The 614-nt window shown below is 41.9% G+C and carries 1 protein-coding gene; it reads right to left on the minus strand.

Features of this window, described 5'->3' with window-relative positions; all coding sequences use genetic code 11:
* Nucleotides 1–343 (minus strand): hypothetical protein (locus tag JK635_RS06360; RefSeq protein WP_202653135.1); only part of this gene is annotated, 343 nt, incomplete at its 3' end.
* Nucleotides 344–614: the final 271 nt, after the last annotated feature.

Here is a 614-nt window from a genome sequence, read left to right on the forward strand (position 1 = left end):
TGCTTACTCGCCGATTGATATCTCCTTGCGGTTTTATTTTAAAATCGCTAGACGCCGCGCCGCGCGCGGCCAGAATCATAGGCCTGAAGGCATGTTCCAATGCATTAATAACTTCTTTTTTTATTGCAGCCTTTTCTTCAGGATAAGCACATATGGATTCGTAGAAAAACTCAGACCATGTTCGGGTACGAAGATGAATTACCCATTTTTTTTGGACGGCATTAAATTCTTTTTCCAGCCTGAACGGCCCGTTAGCTTTTTCTTGAAGATTCAACAACCCTGTCAGAAGTTCTTCGTATTGATCTTTGGTTCTTCCGCTTAATAAAACTTTTGTCGATTGCATTCCAATTTACCTTTTTAATGTTTGAATAGCACATGACAAATCATCCTGCTGCCGGCAGTTATAAAACAGAAGCGCCGTTCAGCAAAAAAATTTCCTTGGCAAAGAGTTTTTAAAGGCCACAGGAGCCTTGAGAAGTCACTTTTTCAAGCGCGAAATTTTCTACGAAAATGCGCGTCACTCGGGCGCGAGCACCTTCTGACAAAGAGGGAATGGATTGTCATTGGAAATAAAAAGCTATTCTTCCGTCCAACGCATTTTTCTCATCTGCGCA

This window comes from Neobacillus paridis, from assembly GCF_016765675.1.
Taxonomy (GTDB): Bacteria; Bacillota; Bacilli; order Bacillales; family Cytobacillaceae; genus Neobacillus; species Neobacillus paridis.